This is a genomic window from Erythrobacter sp. LQ02-29 (assembly GCF_022576075.2).
In the GTDB taxonomy this organism is placed as follows: domain Bacteria; phylum Pseudomonadota; class Alphaproteobacteria; order Sphingomonadales; family Sphingomonadaceae; genus Alteriqipengyuania.
The window spans coordinates 2,012,261-2,026,270 of sequence record NZ_JANCNT010000001.1; the positions used below are offsets into that span (position 1 = coordinate 2,012,261).

A 14,010-nucleotide genomic window follows, 5' to 3' on the forward strand; every position below is an offset into this window, starting at 1 on the left:
CGGCGCTCCCTAGCTGTGTCGCCGCGCCCGTGCAAGCGTATGCACGATGCGCCTGGCCAGTGGCGGCCAGGCGCGCGGGATGCGCGCATCGAGGCAATCGAGGCGAAAACGCGGGGGAACTTCCTCCATCCTCCGCCAGCGCGACCAGCGGCCTGGCATCGCCCCTTGCAAGACATCGACCGTGTCGTGATAGCTGACCGCGATCGCATTCACGAGGCTGCTCCGTAGTTCCATGACTCTATCGCCGGACCCGACGCCCAGACCGCTCGACCATCTCGCCGAGAGGGGAGAGGGCGATGCGCCGGCGCTGGTGCTGCGCGAGCGGACGCTTACCTACCATGACTTAAGAGGCCGTGTCGCAGCGCTTGCGGCATGGTTGCAGGCGGAGGTGGGCGAGCCCGGAGCGCGGGTCGCGAGCTGGGCGGGGAAGACCGAACTGACCTGCCTGCTGCCGCTGGCCGCGGCGCGGGCCGGGCTGGTGCACGTGCCGGTCAACCCGGTGCTGAAGCGCGCGCAGGTGGCGCATATCCTGGCGGATAGCGGGGGGGCACTGCTGATGGGGCAGGTCGCGCGGCTCAAAACTCTCGAAGATGGCGACGTGCCCGAACCCTGCCGCGTTCTGACGGAGGAAGAGGCGTGGAGCGCGGTGGAAGCTCGTGCCGGTTCGCTCGGCCCGTCCGACGCGGACACCGATGCGCTGGCCGCGATCCTCTATACCAGCGGCTCGACCGGGCGACCCAAGGGCGTGATGCTGAGCCATGCGAATATGTGGCTGGGCGCGGTCTCGGTCGCGCATTATCTCGGCATGGCGGCGGACGATGTGGTCCTGGGCGTGTTGCCACTGAGTTTCGACTACGGCCAGAACCAGCTTTTCAACGCCTGGTATGCGGGCGCGAGTGTGGTGCCGCTCGACTACCTCCTGCCGCGCGACGTGGTGAAGGCGTGCGCGAAGCATCGGGTGACGACAATTGCCGCCGTGCCGCCGCTGTGGATCCAGCTGACCGAGATCGACTGGCCTGAGGAAGCGAGCGGGCCGGTGCGGCGGCTGACCAATTCGGGTGGCGCACTGACTGTGGAACTGGTCCGCGACATGCGCCGGAGCTTCCCCGATGCGCGGCTCTATCCCATGTACGGCCTGACCGAGGCGTTCCGTTCGACCTATCTCGATCCCGCTCTGGTGGAAACGCACCCGACCTCGATGGGCCGCGCGATCCCCTTCGCCGAGATCATGGTGATCGACGACCAGGGGCGCGTGGCCGATACCGGGGCCGAGGGTGAGCTCGTGCATTGCGGGCCGCTGGTGGCGCACGGGTACTGGCAGGATGCGGAGCGGACCGCCGAACGCTTCCGGCCCGCGCCCGCGCAGTCCCGATATGGCGGCACCGCCGTCTGGTCGGGCGACCGGGTGCGGCGCGCGGACGACGGCTTGCTCTATTTCGTCGGGCGGCGCGACGCGATGATCAAGAGCGCGGGCAATCGCATCAGTCCGCAGGAGCTGGAGGATGCGGCGCGCGCCACCGGGCTCGTCGCCGAGGCGGTCGCCTTAGGGGTGAAGGACGAGCGGCTGGGGCAGGCGGTGCATCTGGTGGTACGGCCCCTCGCGGGCGCGCAGCATGCCGAGGCGCAATTGCCGAAACTGCTGGCGAAAGAGCTGCCGAATTTCATGCAGCCGCAAGTGATCCACTGGCGCGAGACGCTGCCGCTCAACCCTAACGGCAAGCTCGACCGGGCCGCCATTGCGCGGGAGATAGGGGCATGAAGACGGCGAAGCCCAAACCGCTTGGTCCGATCCCGGCGGGTTACGAGGCGATCGATGGCGAACTCGCGATCGGTGGCCGCACTGCGTCCGACCTGGTCGCCGAAGCGGGCGACACGCCGCTTTTCGTCTATTCGCGCGACCTGATCGCCGCGACGATGCAGCGCTTGCGCGCGGCGATGCCCGAACGCCTGGGCATCAACTACGCGATCAAGGCCAATCCGCACCCCGACCTGCTCGCCTTCATGCGCGATCTGGTCGACGAATACGACATCGCGTCGGCAGGCGAGTTGGCGATCGTGCAGAACGTCGGGATCGATCCCGCGATGGTCAGCTTCGCCGGGCCGGGCAAGCGCGATCGCGAGCTGGAGGCGGCGATCGCGGCGGGCGTGACGCTGAACCTCGAATCGGGGAACGAGGCGCGCCGCGCGCTGGTGATCGGCGACCGGCTGGGAACGACGCCGCGGCTTGCGATCCGCGTGAACCCCGACTTCGACATGAAGGGATCGGGCATGAAGATGGGCGGCGGGGCGAAGCCGTTCGGCATCGATGCGGCGCGCGTGCCCGCGCTTGCTCGCGATATCATTGCCGCCGGGGCCGACTGGCGCGGCCTGCATATCTACACCGGGAGCCAGGCGCTCTCCGCGGAGGCCGTGATCGAGACGCAGGCCAACGTGCTGGCGCTGGCCCATGCCATCGCGACCGATATCGGCGGTCCGTTGCCCAAGTTGAACATGGGCGGGGGGTTCGGCATTCCCTATTTCGCGGGCGACGCACCGCTCGATATCGACGCTGTCGGCTCCGCGCTGAAGGAGCGGTTCGACGCGCTGCCCGATACGCTGGCAGACACGCATCTGTGCATCGAGCTGGGGCGCTATCTCGTCGGTCTGGCGGGCGTCTATCTCACCCGGATCGTCGACCGGAAGGACAGCCATGGGGAGACCTTTCTTGTCACCGATGGCGGGCTGCATCACCAACTTGCCGCCTCGGGCAATTTCGGCACGGTGGTGCGCCGCAACTATCCCGTCGCGATTGCCAGCCGCTTCGCTGCCGAGCCCGAAGAGGTGGCGAATGTTGTCGGGTGCCTGTGCACGCCCCTCGACCGGCTGGCCGAGCGGGCACAATTGCCGGTGGCACAGGTGGGCGACCTCGTCGCCGTGTTCTGTGCCGGTGCCTATGGCGCGACCGCGTCCCCCGCGCAGTTCCTCGGGCAGGGGCCGGCGCGCGAGATCCTCGTTTAGGGGTTCCCTTCGTTAACGCTTATCGCCCGGCCGTTCAGGTGCCCGAACCCGGTCCGAACTAACCGGATATTCACCCTTTTCCCGCAGGTACCGCGTGCTTCGCGTCCGCTTGTCGCAATATATCGAGAACTCCATCGTGTCCGTTGGGGCCGGGACCAGACCACCGCCTCCGCCCTGTCGGGCCTGCGCTATGAATTCTGAAACCCGCAAGGGAGACGACGATGTTTGACGATTTCTATGGTCTGACCGGGCGCCCGTTCCAGCTCACGCCCGACCCGGCGTTCTATTTCGAGAGCGCGACGCATCGCAAGGCTCTGTCCTATCTCGGATATGGCATGGCGCAGGGCGAGGGCTTCATCGTCATCACCGGCGAGATCGGGGCGGGTAAGTCCACTCTCGTCGCGCACCTGACGAAGAAGATCGATCCCGAACAGATGACGGTCGGGCAGATCGTCACCAGCAGCCTGGATGGCGAGGAAATGGTTCATCTCGTCGCGCAAAGCTTCGGCCTGGCGGTCGAGGGGCGCGACAAGGCGAGCGCGCTGGGCGAGATCGAGGCTTTCCTGCACGAGGAAGCGCGGGCCGGGCGCCGCTGCCTGCTGGTGGTGGACGAATCGCAGAACCTGTCCAGCGAGGCGTTAGAAGAGCTGCGGATGATGTCGAACTATCAGCTCGGCTCCCACCCGCTGCTCCAACAACTCCTGCTGGGTCAGCCCGAGTTCAAGGCGATGCTCGCCGATAGCGACCGGCTGGAGCAATTGCGCCAGCGAGTCATCGCCACACATCATCTGGGCGCGATGCAGCGCGAGGAGGTGCGGCCCTATATCGAACACCGCCTCGAATGCGTCGGCTGGCAGGGCGAACCGGCGTGGGACGACGACGTGTTCGCCGGAATTTTCGCCGCGACGGGTGGTATCCCGCGCCGGATCAACCAGGTCGCGACGCGCCTCCTGCTGCTCGGCGCGGTCGAGCAGCGCACCCGCATCGACGCGGCGATGCTGCGTTCGGTTTTGGAAGAGATGGACAGCGACAACAGCCTGCCCGGCGCGGCGGAGACCATGCAGGACAATGAGCGCGATACGCCGGGCGGATCGCGCGAACCCGATCCCATCCAAGACCATGCGGAAAGTGAAGAGCCCGCCGAACCCGAAGACGACGGTATCTTTGCCGGCGGTTTCGCGCTCGATGCCGACGCCTTCGACGATTTGCAGCCTGCGACTTATCGCGGGTCGTCGCCTTCCGCCGACATTGCCCGGCCGTTCGAAAGACCATCGGGCGTGGAAGGGGACACCAGCGACGAGGAACATGACGACGATGCATCGCCCACCGAGCAGCCAGTCCCGTTCGCCGTGGTCGCGAGGACGGACTCCGAACCTGCGGCCGAACCCGATACGGGGCGCGAAGACCGCGATGCGCTGCTGAAGCGTATCGAAATGCTCGAGGCGCGGCTCGAGGAGCAGGAGCGGGGCGTCAGACACGTCATCGCGCTTCTGATCGAATGGCTGGAGGACGGCGCGCGCGAAGCCGCCTGACCTCTCCCGGTTTGTCGATGACGGCATGGCATTGCGGGAGGTCGACAATGTCCGCCGCGGGCTGCCCTATTGCGTCGCTAATGGCCTCTCGTGCAGAACTGCCGCAGGAGCGCCGCCCAGCGGTGTTCTACTTTCACTCATGGAAAGTCGATCCCTACCACCGGCACCTGCCAGTTGCGCCGCTCCGCTCGCACTTGCAGCAGCCGACCGCCTCCCCGGCGAATCACTTTAGGTTAATTTCGCACAATTTTTTTGCCTCCTTGGCCGTCGTTTGGTAACAATTGCGTGGAAGCGGTGATCCAACCGGGGGCGCAGATGGATCAAGCAGCACGTGAGTTCGATAGCCGGGTCGGCATGGATCCGGAGCAGGAAGATCCTGCAGAAGCGGGCGGACGCTCGGTCTTCGCCGGGTGGAGCGAGCCTGTTCCGGAAGGGTTGTTCGAACTTTCCGAACTCGATGTGTTCTACGAAACGGCGAGCCAGAGCCTTTGGACCTTCATGCGGCCGGATGGCCGGGCGAGTTTCACGCCCACAATGCTGCACGACTTCGAACGGTGGCAGCGCCTGATCGGCGAAGGGTTCGGGACGGACAAGGTCCCCTTGCGCTTCCTGATCCTGGGCAGCCGCGCGCCCGGCGTGTTCTGCTATGGCGGCGATCTCACGCTCTTCCGGCAACTGATCCTCGAAGGCAATCGGGCCGGGCTGGTCCGCTATGGTCATCGCTGCTGCGAGATCCTCCACCGTAATATCCACACGCTCGGCATCCCGATGCTGACCGTGGGGCTGGTGCAGGGCGCAGCGCTAGGCGGTGGGTTCGAGGCGCTGCTGTCGTTCGACTATATCATCGCCGAACGCAGCGCGACCTTCGGCCTGCCCGAAATCATGTTCGGCCTGTTCCCCGGCATGGGCGCGCACGCGCTGCTCAGCCGGATGATCGGCAGCGCGATGGCGGATCGCCTGATCGTGTCGAACGAGACCTTCACGGCGCAGCAGATGTACGATCTCGGCCTCGTCCACCACATCGCGGAGGATGGCGAGGGGGTGGAAGCGACCCGCGCCTTCGTCAGGAAGTCGGATCGGCGTCATGCCGGGCTGGTGGCGGGGCGACGTGCGATGAAGATGACCTGGCACCTCGAACTTGCCGAGCTGTGCCGGATCACGGAGCTGTGGGCGGATGCCGCCCTGCAGCTGGGCGAGCAGGACCTTCGGCTGATGGCCCGGCTCGCCGCAGCGCAGGAACGGCGCCGGATGGTCTAGCGCGCGTCGACGAGGATGACCTCGGCAGGCTCGATCGCCTCGACGGTCAGCCTGTCTTCGCCCGTGACCGCGACGCCGTCGCGGGCATTGGCCTCCTTGCCGTTGACCGTGATGCGGCCTTTCGCCGCGACCAGGTAGACATGCCGTCCCGGCTCGGTGGTCCATTTTGCGTTCTGGCCTGCCTCCAGCGTCACCGCCGCGACGCGCGCATCGGCGTTGATCGGCAGCGTTTCGTCATCGCTACCGGCCTTGGCCGCGAGAACCTCGAACCCACCCTCGCGCGTCGAGGAGGGGAATTCGCGCTGGCTCCAGCCCGGCTTCTCGCCGCGCCGGTCGGCTTCGATCCAGATCTGGAACAGCGTGGTGGCCTCGTCCTCCAGATTGAATTCGGCATGGCGGATGCCGGTACCCGCGCTCATCACCTGCACGTCGCCCGCTCCCGTTCGCCCGCGATTGCCCAGCGAATCCTCGTGCGTGATCGCACCGGTACGGACGTAGGTGACGATTTCCATGTTGTCGTGCGGATGCGGCGGGAAGCCGCTCTTGGCCGCGATCGTGTCGTCGTTCCACACCCGGATCGCGCCCCAGCCCATGCGGGCGGGGTCGTAGTAACCGGCGAAGCTGAAATGGTGATGCGCGTCGAGCCAGCCGTGATTGGCCGCGCCGAGGCTGTCGAACGGTCGTATTTCGATCATGTCGGTAGTCCCACATCGGCGGGGTTGCCTGTCCGCCGGAACGGGTGGGAGATGGGAAGCGGCGCGGCCCCCGTCAATCGCTGCCGTGGCCGAGTGCCATGTATTGCGGGCTCTGCATCTCTTCCAGCCGGCTGACGGTGCGCGCGAATTCGAAACTGCCGTCGCCATCCGGGTAGAGGTTCTCCGGCTCGACCGCGGCAGTGGCGAAGAACTTCACCTTCAGCTCGTACAGCGCGTCGACCAGCTTGGTAAACCGGATTGCCTCGTTGCGCCGGTCGGAGTCCATCTGCGGGATGCCGACGACGATCACGGTATGATAAGCACGCGCGATAGCGAGATAGTCCGCCGCGCCGCGGTTTTCACCGCATAGCCGCTTGAAGCTGAAGACCGCCACGCCCTTCAGGCTCTTGGGCACATGCAGCGTGCGACCGCCGCCGAGATCGAGATCGGCGGAGGGGACATGCGCAGCGTCTTCGGGCTTGTAATCGGTCAGGCGGAAGAACGCCTCGCGAACCTGCTCGGTCGATGCTTCACCCAGCGGCGTGTGCCAGGTGTCGAGTTCGCCCAGCCGGTCCAGCCGATAATCGGTCGGGCCGTCGAGCGCGACCACGTCCAGCTCCGCCTCGATCAGATCGATGAAGGGCAGGAATAGCGAGCGATTGAGCCCGTCCTTGTAAAGATCGGACGGCGGCCGGTTGCTGGTGGTGACGACCGTCACGCGTTCGTCGCGGATCAGAGCGGTGAACAGCCGGCTCATGATCGCTGCGTCGGCGGTGTTGTTGACGACCATTTCGTCGAAGGCGAGCAACCGCACGTCTTCCGCGATCCGCTTCGCCACCGGGGCGATGGGGTCGCCGCGTTGACCCTCGCGCTCCTCGCGGATCATCGCGTCGACTTCGAGCATAAAGGCGTGGAAGTGGACCCGGCGCTTGGCCCGCATGTCGAGCGTTTCGAAGAACAGGTCCATCAGCATCGACTTACCGCGCCCGACGCCGCCCCAGATATAGAGCCCGCGCGGCGGCTCCTCCGGGCGATGCAGCAGCCGGCCGAGCGCCGATCGCTTAACCCTTCGGTTCTCGAGTTCGGTCTGGAGCGCCTCCAGGCGCTCCGCCACCGCGCGCTGACCCGCATCGGCGCGCAACTCGTCCGCGGCGATCAGCGCCTCGTATCGGCTCAGCATGCCGCTCATCTTGGCGGCAGTTTCCTCACGATGCCGGAATAGGCGGCGACGATATCGTCGTCCTGTTCGACCGTGCCGCGCACGAACAGCAGGCGGCCGGTCTCGCGCATCACTTCGCTGACCGCATCCAGCGGGCGCTTGGGATCGCCCCCGCCGATGAACTGGGTGGAGATTTCGAGGGTGACCGATGGACCGGCGTCATCGCGGCCCAGCGTGTGGAGCGTGGCGAACAGGGCGATGTCGATCAGGCCCTGCGTGGCCGCCCCGTGGATCATGCCCTGCAGGTTCTCGTGGCGGCGCTGGGGGAACATGCGCAGGCGGCATCGTTCGTCCTCGCGCCGCACGATCATACGGCCGAGCACCGCCGTGTTGAACAGCGTCTCGTCCCGTAAATTCCACTGGTTCCAGCCCGAATGATCCGGATCGGGACCGGTTTCGAACGCGTCGTCGGCAATCGCCAATTTACATCTGCCGTTCGACCATCATTTTCTTGGTTTCGGCGATCGCCTTTGCCGGGCTCAGGCCCTTGGGGCAGGCGTTCGCGCAATTCATGATGGTGTGGCAGCGATAGAGCCGGAACGGATCCTCCAGATCGTCGAGCCGCTCGCCGGTCATCTCGTCGCGGCTGTCGGCCAGCCAGCGATAGGCCTGGAGCAGGATCGCAGGGCCGAGGAACTTGTCGGAATTCCACCAATAGCTGGGGCAGCTGGACGAGCAGCAGGCGCACAGGATGCACTCATAGAGGCCGTCGAGCTGCTCGCGCTGCTCGGGGCTCTGTAGCCGTTCCTTGCCGCTGGGCGTCGGGCTGACGGTTTGCAGCCAGGGGCGGATCGAGGCGTATTGCGCGTAGAAATGGGTGAAGTCGGGGACCAGATCCTTGACCACTTCCATGTGGGGCAGGGGGGTGATGCGGATGTCGCCCTTCAAATCCTCGATCGCGGTGGTGCAGGCGAGACCGTTCTTGCCGTTCAAATTCATCGAGCACGACCCGCAGATGCCCTCGCGGCACGAGCGGCGGAAGGTCAGCGTCGGATCGACCTCGTTCTTGATCTTGAACAGCGCGTCGAGAACCATCGGACCGCAATTGTCGAGGTCGAGCTCGAACGTGTCGTACCGGGGGTTTTCGCCGCTTTCCGGATCGTAGCGATAGATCTTGAAAGTCTTGATCCGGCCGCCGCCCTCGGCCTTGTGGACCTGCCCCTTGCCGTTGACCTTGGAATTTTTCGGAAGAGTAAGCTGCGCCATGAACAATCCTGTTTTCGCTTCGCTGCCTATCTAACGATTGTGCCGCGCTGCACAAGGCGTTCGGGGCGCGTGCGCGAGGGAACCGTGGCGCGCGTCTCCCCGTCTATTCCCGTATGGCGGGTACGAAGCACCATTTGGAAAGCGCGGCGGTGTTCGGGGCGAGCGGCGGGATCGGGCGCGCGCTGGTCGCTGCGCTAGCCGAGCGCGGGGTTCGACGTATCCACGCTGGCTCACGTAGCGGCGACGCACCGGACCTACCGGGCGTCGCACCCTTTCGCTTCGATCTGGAGAACGAGGACAGCATCGCTGCGGCGGCGCGCACGATGCGCGACGATCCGCCGCGCCTCGTGATCGTTGCCAGCGGCGTACTCACCCTGCCCAACGGGACGGGGCCGGAACGCAGTTTTCGCCAGCTCGACATGAATGCGATGGCGCGAGTGTTCCGCATCAATACCATCGGCCCCGCGCTGATCGCGAAGCATGTGCTGCCGCTTTTCCCGCGCGAGGGGCGTAGCGTGTTCGCCGCGCTGTCCGCGCGCGTGGGTTCGATCGGAGACAACCGGATCGGGGGTTGGCACAGCTACCGCGCGAGCAAGGCGGCGCTCAACATGATGATCCGCAACTTCGGCATCGAACTGGGCCGGACGCACAGCCAGGCGGTGGTCGCCGCGCTGCATCCCGGAACGGTCGATACCGCGCTGTCGGAGCCCTTCCAGTCCAACCTGCCTGACGGTCAGCTAACCGACGCGGGCCGGGCGGCGGAGAATTTGCTAGGGGTGATCGACGGTCTGACGCCGTCGGACAGCGGTGGGCATTTCGACTGGAAGGGCGAGCAGGTTCCAGCCTGAGACCTGAGAGATGAGAAGGGGGCGGGGCGCGGAAGAAAACTCCCGCGCCCCGGACCCGTCATTCGCCGAAGGTGCGCTGCCACCAACCCTTGCGGGCGGGCTTGGCAGTCTCGACCGTACCCGCGCTGCCTTCCGGCTGCTCGGTCGGCTCCGTCGGTTCGCTCGGCTTGGCAGCCTTGCGGGTCGACTTCTTCGCGGTTTTCGCGACGTCTCCCGCAGCCTGTTCCACCAGCGAGGTATCGTCCGCAGGCTGCTCCTCGGCAGGCTTGTCGTCGGCCTTTTTCGCGCGACTGCGCCGCTTGGGCTTGGCTGGCGCTTCAGCCTCTTCGGGCTTGGGTTCGGTATCGCCGTCCGCGGGCGTATCGGCCTTCTTGCGGCGGGTGCGCTTCGGCTTGGGCTTTTCCTCCGCAGCCTCTTCGGTTGCCGGCGTGTCGGCTACTTGGGTGGCGTCGCTCGTGTCGGGAGCGGCGTCCGCCTTCTTGGCGCGGCTGCGCCGCTTGGGCTTGGCCGCTTCCTTCTCCGCCGCGTGGTCCGCCATGGCTTCCGCGGTTTCATCGGCCCCGTCGGGACCGGCGACCACCGCCATGTCGTCCTGCACCTGTTCGGCGACCTTCTCCGCCGCTTTCTCGTTGGCCTCGTCGGCGCTCTCGTCATGCGAGCCGTCCTGACCGCCGCGCGAACCGCGCCCGCCCCGACGGCGACCGCCACGGCGACGCCGCTTCTTGGGCCTCCCTTCGCCTTCGTCCGAGTTATCATCGCCGTTCGACCGCGAAGTGGTGTCGTCCTCGCTATCGTCGTCGGAGCCGGAATGGTCGTCGTTGCCGGAGTTCTTGTTGCGGCCGCGGCCACCCCGGCGACGGCGACGCTTCTTGTTCGAGCAATCGCCGCGATCGCCGCGATCGTCCCGGTCGTCCTCTTCGTCGCGCTCGTCGGTGTCGCCGGTATCGTCGTCCTCCGGCTCCTCGTCATCGACGATGGGGTCGAATTTCGGTGCCTCGGTCGGGCGGGGGCCGGAGCTGCCCACCGTCATCTTGGCACCTTCGTCCTCGCCTTCGGGCACCACTTCGACACTGACGCCATAGCGCTGCTCGATTTCCTGCAGGTCGGCGCGCTTTGAATTGAGGAGATAGACCGCCGCCTCGGTACTGGCCGACAGGGTGATGACCGTGCCCTTGCCCTTGGCTGCCTCGTCCTCGATCAGGCGCAGCGCCGAAAGGCCCGCGCTGGACGCGGTGCGGACCAGGCCGGTGCCGTCGCAATGCGGGCAGGCGCGCGTGGTCGCTTCCAGCACGCCGGTGCGAAGACGCTGGCGGCTCATTTCCATCAGGCCGAAGCCGGAGATGCGGCCGACCTGGATGCGGGCCCGGTCGTTCTTCAGCGCGTCCTTCATCGCGCGCTCGACCTTCCGGACGTTGCCGTTCGATTCCATGTCGATGAAGTCGATCACGACGAGACCGGCCATGTCGCGCAGGCGCAGCTGGCGGGCGATTTCCTTCGCCGCTTCCAGATTGGTCGCGACTGCTGTCTGCTCGATCCCGTGTTCCTTGGTCGAGCGGCCCGAGTTGATGTCGATCGAGACCAGCGCCTCGGTCGGATTGATGACCAGATAGCCGCCCGATTTGAGCTGCACGACCGGATCGTACATCGCCCGCAGCTGGTCCTCCGCGCCATAGCGCTGGAACAGCGGGACGGGATCGGAATAGGCCTTCACCCGGCGCGCATGGCTGGGCATCAGCAGTTTCATGAATTGCTTGGCCAGCTTGTAGCCGTCCTCGCCCTCGACCACGACTTCCTCGATCTCGCGATTATAGATGTCGCGGATCGCGCGCTTGATCAGGTCGCTGTCCGAATGGATCAAGCTCGGCGCGCTGGAAGAGAGTGTCTTCTCGCGAATTTCGTCCCACAACCGGGCGAGATAGTCGAAATCGCGCTTGATCTCGGTCTTGGTCCGCTGGAGCCCGGCGGTGCGCACGATCAGGCCCATCGATTTCGGCAGGCTGAGATCGTTCATCACCTGCTTCAACCGCTTGCGGTCGCTGGCGGAGCTGATCTTGCGGCTGATGCCGCCGCCGTGGCTGCTGTTGGGCATCAGCACGGTGTAGCGGCCCGCGAGGCTGAGATAGGTGGTCAGAGCCGCGCCCTTGTTGCCGCGCTCTTCCTTGACGACCTGCACCAGCAGCACCTGGCGGCGATGGATGACGTCCTGGATCTTGTAGCGGCGGCGCAGCGCCTGGCGGCGTGCGCGTACTTCGTCGACCTGCTTGGCCCGGCCGCGCTGGTTGCCGCCCTTGCCCTGGCGGCGACCGCGACCACGACGGCCGCGGCGGTTCGAGCTTTCGCCGTCGTCACCCTCGTCGTCGCTGTCGTCGTCATCGTCGCCGTTGTCGACGCGGCCTTCCTCGATGGTGGAGACCCGATCCTTCTCGGAGGTGTCGATCTCCTCGACGCCGTCTTCGGCCAGGTCTTCGGCCAATGCCTCGGCGCTTTCCTCGTCCTCGGCGTCGTATTCGTCGCCGGGCAGGTTGCCGTGCTCTTCGTCCTCGGCGCGCAGGCGCGCCTCTTCCTCGGCCGCTTCCGCTTCCTCGGCCAGGAGCGCCTCGCGGTCCTCCTTGGGGATCTGGTAATAGTCGGGGTGGATTTCACCGAAGGCGAGGAAACCGTGCCGGTTGCCGCCGAAATCGACGAAGGCCGCCTGCAGCGACGGTTCGACCCTGGTTACTTTCGCGAGATAGATATTGCCCTTGATCTGCTTGTGTTCGGCAGATTCGAAATCGAATTCCTCAATCCGGTTGCCTTTGAGGACCGCCACCCGGGTTTCTTCCTGGTGGCGCGCATCGATAAGCATGCGCGTTGCCATATTGTATTCTCCATGCGCCGGGGCGCCGGGACAGGCCCGGGGCGCGGCGGCGCGAATTTTGGGAAAGGCCGCGTCCGTTCGGAAGGAACGGCGCGGAATGCGGGAACCGCCCCGGGCGCTGCGTCGCCACGGTGCGGGGGATCGTGTCTGCGCCAGCGAATGCGCACGTCGTGTGCGCCGCTTTCCCCGCACCGGTCGCCGTAATGCCTGGCATCGGCATGGCGAGGGAGGGGAAGGAACTGTTCATCTGTCGCATCAACCTGTCATTGGGTCGGGCATAGGTACCCGTCCGTGCCACGGGAACATTCGCCGGGTAGTGGACGCGGAAGCGCGCGATGTCGTCGCCGCCGCCTGCTTTTGTCCCAGCCCGTTCCTTGGGCCATCATGGGCTAGCACCCCCGCGGGTCCACGGCAACTGCGAAGCTTTCTAACATATTGCCATCTGGGCCTTACCGCCCGTATCTGCTGGCCAGCGATGTCGATGCGCGCCAAGATCCTGCTGGTCCTGTTATGTCCGCTGGCGCTGTGCGGCGGGCTGTTGGCATTGGGGCGGACCGTGCCGGTGCCCTATCTGGGCCGCGACTATGTGCTGACGCTGCGGTTGCCCGATCCGCGCGGTGCCGACGATCTACCGCAAATCCAGGGCCCGATGGACCGGTCGCGACCCCTGGTGGTCATCGATGCCGGGCACGGTGGCCGGGACCCGGGTGCCAGCGCGGGGGGGGTGGAGGAAAAGCAGCTGGTGCTGGCGCTCGCCCAGGCATTGCGCGATCGCCTGCTGGAAGAGGGCGGGGTGCGAGTGGCGATGACCCGCGACGACGACAGCTTCCGCATCCTGTCCGAGCGGCCGGAAGTCGCGCGGCGTATCGACGCCGACCTGTTCATTTCCATCCATGCGGACAGCTCTGCGGAAGATTCGCCGGTTCGGGGGGCCAGTATCTACACGCTGTCGCGCAAGGCATCGAGCGAGGCGGCGGCCCGCTTTGCCGAGCGGGAAAACGATGCCGACCGGCTCAACGGCGTCGATGTCGCCGATACCGACAGCCAGGTCAGCTCGATCCTGGTGGAACTGTCGCAACGGCGGGTGCAGGAAAAATCGGAGGAATTCGCGCGGCTGATCATGCGCGAGGGGGAAGGGCGGCTGCAATTCAATCCGCAGCCCCGCCGCTCCGCCGCGCTGGCCGTCCTGCGCGCGCCCGATGTGCCGGCCGTGCTGTACGAAGCGGGCTTCCTCACCGATCCATCTGATGCCGCGCGGCTCGTCTCGCCGGAGGGGCGGCGGCGCTTCGCCGAGACCATGGCGCGGGCGATCCGCATCTACTTCGCGCGCCAGACGCCGGTCGGCTAGGCTGGCCCGTGACGAGAGATTGGTTATGGCGCGCGACAGGATCGCCATGCT

12 protein-coding genes are annotated in these 14,010 nt (G+C 66.2%); 6 read left to right on the top strand and 6 right to left on the bottom strand.

The window, feature by feature from the left end:
• Nucleotides 1–9: 9 nt before the first annotated feature.
• Nucleotides 10–234, bottom strand: a complete 225-nt coding sequence (locus MKP08_RS09950; protein ID WP_241553685.1) for a hypothetical protein — start codon at nucleotides 232–234, stop codon at nucleotides 10–12.
• On the opposite strand from MKP08_RS09950, the gene MKP08_RS09955 reads away from it, so the two are divergent.
• From MKP08_RS09955 to MKP08_RS09970, 4 genes are all read left to right on the top strand, one after another.
• Nucleotides 233–1,759: an acyl-CoA ligase (AMP-forming), exosortase A system-associated gene (locus MKP08_RS09955; RefSeq protein ID WP_241553686.1), complete on the top strand. Its 1,527-nt coding sequence runs from the start codon at nucleotides 233–235 to the stop codon at nucleotides 1,757–1,759. The genes MKP08_RS09950 and MKP08_RS09955 overlap by 2 nt on opposite strands.
• A complete protein-coding gene (locus MKP08_RS09960) occupies nucleotides 1,756–2,997 on the top strand; it encodes a pyridoxal-dependent decarboxylase, exosortase A system-associated (RefSeq protein ID WP_241553687.1) in 1,242 nt (413 codons plus the stop codon). Before MKP08_RS09955 ends, MKP08_RS09960 begins: the two co-directional genes overlap by 4 nt.
• A 221-nt stretch (nucleotides 2,998–3,218) precedes the next feature.
• Entirely contained in the window at nucleotides 3,219–4,529 is a 1,311-nt protein-coding gene (locus MKP08_RS09965; protein ID WP_241553688.1) for an XrtA/PEP-CTERM system-associated ATPase, read from the top strand.
• A gap of 315 nt (nucleotides 4,530–4,844) precedes the next feature.
• A complete protein-coding gene (locus tag MKP08_RS09970) occupies nucleotides 4,845–5,786 on the top strand; it encodes a crotonase/enoyl-CoA hydratase family protein (protein ID WP_241553689.1) in 942 nt (313 codons plus the stop codon).
• On the opposite strand, the gene MKP08_RS09975 is transcribed toward MKP08_RS09970, so the two are convergent.
• From MKP08_RS09975 to MKP08_RS09990, 4 genes are all read right to left on the bottom strand, one after another.
• On the bottom strand, nucleotides 5,783–6,481 hold the full coding sequence (locus MKP08_RS09975) for a pirin family protein (protein WP_241553690.1): 699 nt from the start codon (nucleotides 6,479–6,481) through the stop codon (nucleotides 5,783–5,785). The two genes, MKP08_RS09970 and MKP08_RS09975, sit on opposite strands and share 4 nt — an antisense overlap.
• 73 nt (nucleotides 6,482–6,554) lie before the next feature.
• Entirely contained in the window at nucleotides 6,555–7,670 is a 1,116-nt protein-coding gene (zapE, locus tag MKP08_RS09980; protein ID WP_241553691.1) for a cell division protein ZapE, read from the bottom strand.
• The gene (locus MKP08_RS09985) at nucleotides 7,667–8,122 is read right to left on the bottom strand and encodes a PaaI family thioesterase (RefSeq protein ID WP_241553692.1); all 456 of its coding nucleotides are present in this window, start codon (nucleotides 8,120–8,122) and stop codon (nucleotides 7,667–7,669) included. The genes zapE and MKP08_RS09985 overlap by 4 nt, the downstream gene beginning before the upstream one ends.
• Before the next feature lies 1 nt (nucleotide 8,123).
• Nucleotides 8,124–8,906, bottom strand: coding sequence for a succinate dehydrogenase iron-sulfur subunit (locus MKP08_RS09990; RefSeq protein WP_215228321.1), 783 nt, complete (start codon nucleotides 8,904–8,906; stop codon nucleotides 8,124–8,126).
• Nucleotides 8,907–9,019: 113 nt separating this feature from the next.
• On the opposite strand from MKP08_RS09990, the gene MKP08_RS09995 reads away from it, so the two are divergent.
• On the top strand, nucleotides 9,020–9,754 hold the full coding sequence (locus MKP08_RS09995; protein WP_241553693.1) for an SDR family NAD(P)-dependent oxidoreductase: 735 nt from the start codon (nucleotides 9,020–9,022) through the stop codon (nucleotides 9,752–9,754).
• Nucleotides 9,755–9,812: 58 nt separating this feature from the next.
• On the opposite strand, the gene MKP08_RS10000 is transcribed toward MKP08_RS09995, so the two are convergent.
• Entirely contained in the window at nucleotides 9,813–12,611 is a 2,799-nt protein-coding gene (locus tag MKP08_RS10000) for a ribonuclease E/G (RefSeq protein WP_241553694.1), read from the bottom strand.
• Nucleotides 12,612–13,092: 481 nt separating this feature from the next.
• Between MKP08_RS10000 and MKP08_RS10005 the strand changes: the two genes are divergently transcribed.
• Nucleotides 13,093–13,959, top strand: coding sequence for an N-acetylmuramoyl-L-alanine amidase (locus tag MKP08_RS10005; RefSeq protein ID WP_306300143.1), 867 nt, complete (start codon nucleotides 13,093–13,095; stop codon nucleotides 13,957–13,959).
• Nucleotides 13,960–14,010: the final 51 nt, after the last annotated feature.

Coding starts and splice junctions, on each gene's coding strand:
- MKP08_RS09965 (WP_241553688.1), top strand. CDS start 3,219: ATGTTTGACGATTTCTATGGTCTGACCGGGCGCCCGTTCCAGCTCACG.
- MKP08_RS09970 (WP_241553689.1), top strand. CDS start 4,845: ATGGATCAAGCAGCACGTGAGTTCGATAGCCGGGTCGGCATGGATCCG.
- zapE (WP_241553691.1), bottom strand. CDS start 7,670: ATGAGCGGCATGCTGAGCCGATACGAGGCGCTGATCGCCGCGGACGAG.
- MKP08_RS09990 (WP_215228321.1), bottom strand. CDS start 8,906: ATGGCGCAGCTTACTCTTCCGAAAAATTCCAAGGTCAACGGCAAGGGG.
- MKP08_RS09975 (WP_241553690.1), bottom strand. CDS start 6,481: ATGATCGAAATACGACCGTTCGACAGCCTCGGCGCGGCCAATCACGGC.
- MKP08_RS10005 (WP_306300143.1), top strand. CDS start 13,093: ATGCGCGCCAAGATCCTGCTGGTCCTGTTATGTCCGCTGGCGCTGTGC.
- MKP08_RS09950 (WP_241553685.1), bottom strand. CDS start 234: ATGGAACTACGGAGCAGCCTCGTGAATGCGATCGCGGTCAGCTATCAC.
- MKP08_RS09955 (WP_241553686.1), top strand. CDS start 233: ATGACTCTATCGCCGGACCCGACGCCCAGACCGCTCGACCATCTCGCC.
- MKP08_RS09995 (WP_241553693.1), top strand. CDS start 9,020: ATGGCGGGTACGAAGCACCATTTGGAAAGCGCGGCGGTGTTCGGGGCG.
- MKP08_RS09960 (WP_241553687.1), top strand. CDS start 1,756: ATGAAGACGGCGAAGCCCAAACCGCTTGGTCCGATCCCGGCGGGTTAC.
- MKP08_RS10000 (WP_241553694.1), bottom strand. CDS start 12,611: ATGGCAACGCGCATGCTTATCGATGCGCGCCACCAGGAAGAAACCCGG.